Annotated in this window: 2 protein-coding genes and 1 tRNA gene; 2 read left to right on the top strand and 1 reads right to left on the bottom strand. The window is 61.6% G+C overall.

Annotated elements, in window-relative coordinates; translation table 11 throughout:
• Together ACTVZP_RS22195 and ACTVZP_RS22190 are read left to right on the top strand one after the other, a co-directional pair.
• On the top strand, nucleotides 1–195 hold a 195-nt coding region (locus ACTVZP_RS22195; protein WP_443214297.1), incomplete at its 5' end, for a hypothetical protein.
• On the top strand, nucleotides 192–908 hold the full coding sequence (locus ACTVZP_RS22190; protein ID WP_443214296.1) for a M48 family metallopeptidase: 717 nt from the start codon (nucleotides 192–194) through the stop codon (nucleotides 906–908). The genes ACTVZP_RS22195 and ACTVZP_RS22190, both read left to right, overlap by 4 nt.
• A 266-nt stretch (nucleotides 909–1,174) precedes the next feature.
• On the opposite strand, the gene ACTVZP_RS22185 is transcribed toward ACTVZP_RS22190, so the two are convergent.
• A tRNA-Ser gene (locus tag ACTVZP_RS22185) sits at nucleotides 1,175–1,264 on the bottom strand.
• Between the last annotated feature and the right edge of the window lie 107 nt (nucleotides 1,265–1,371).

Genomic DNA, 1,371 nt, shown 5'->3' with positions numbered 1-1,371 from the left:
ATCGACATCATCAAGTCCCACCTGATCGTCGACATCTGGTCGAACGAAGTGGCCCAGAACAAACTGCGCAATGCCATTGATGACTACTTCTTCGACGTTCTGCGTGACGAGAGGGGCGTCGACCTGCCCGTGGAGGTTCTCGACGATCTCGAACTCAAGATCATGGATCTTGCTCGGGCCCGGTTCGCGGCATGACACGGGAACTGCACTGCCTGCAGTACGGCGAGCAGGAGATCCGGTACGAGATCGTCCGCCGTCCGAGGAAGACGCTAGAGATCGCTGTCGAGCCGGATGCTTCGGTGGTGATCGCGGCCCCGGAGGACGCGACGCTCGACGCCATAGAAGCCAAGCTGCGGAAGCGCGCGGCATGGGTGACGCGGCAGCAGCGGTACTTCGCCCAGTTCCTTCCAAGAACACCGGAGCGCAGGTTTGTCGCCGGTGAGACCCATCTCTACCTCGGGCGTCAGTATCGGCTGAAGGTCGTCCCGCATGTCCAGGAAAGCGTGAAGCTGATCCGCGGCTTCATCGTTGTGCAGACACACCGGCCGACCAGGCCGGAGGTGACGCGCGAACTGGTCGAGGCATGGTACCGGGACCGCGCACACATCAAGTTCCCGGAGCGGATCGAACTCTGTCTCGGTCTCTTCCCGGATCCTGAGGCATTCCGGCCACGAGGTCTCATCGTGCGCCAGACCAGGCAGCGATGGGGATTCATGTCGCCGGCGGGGCGCCTACTGCTGAACCGCCGCCTTGTGCAGGCACCCGTCGACGCCATCGACTATGTGATCACCCACGAGCTCTGCCATGTGGCGGAGCCACATCACGGCCCCGCATTCTTCGAGCTACTCGATAAGGTGATGCCCGATTGGGAGCGTCGAAAGCAGAGGTTGGAACGGGCGATGGCCTGAGAACTTCCGAACCCGGTCGCGGCAGGCGCAAACGCGTCTCCAATCCAAGCATTTTCAGCGGCTTGAAATTCCTCTGCCTCTACAAGGGCTTATGAGAAATTCACCAAATCCCCGCAGTCATGAGGTCCGGAGAACATCTGCCCTGAGAGACCGCTTCCGTGCCTCCTGGCTCAGGTGCCAGTGCTCAGCCTCTCCCGCATAACCCTCGAAAACAACGGAAAAATCCGGGCGCGGCCGGACCCTGAGAACGCTTTCGCGGGGGCAAGTGGCGGAGCGAGAGGGATTCGAACCCTCGAGACGGTTCCCCGCCTACACACTTTCCAGGCGTGCGCCTTCGACCACTCGGCCACCGCTCCGTTGCGGGCTTTTAGCTTGAAGCTTCGGAAACGGCAATAGTCGCTTCAACGCGTCGCCGCAGTGGCGCAAAGCTCACGTCTCATGCGTGAGGGCAGCGCAGGTTCGA

The organism is Rhodobacter sp. NSM (assembly GCF_052244495.1).
GTDB lineage: Bacteria > Pseudomonadota > Alphaproteobacteria > Rhodobacterales > Rhodobacteraceae > Cereibacter_A.
The sequence above is the reverse complement of the archived record's forward strand: the minus strand, read 5'-3'. Positions and strand labels throughout refer to the sequence as shown.

Bases quoted from the DNA above. Each gene is read 5' to 3' on its own strand.
- ACTVZP_RS22190 (WP_443214296.1), top strand. From the start codon at position 192: ATGACACGGGAACTGCACTGCCTGCAGTACGGCGAGCAGGAGATCCGG.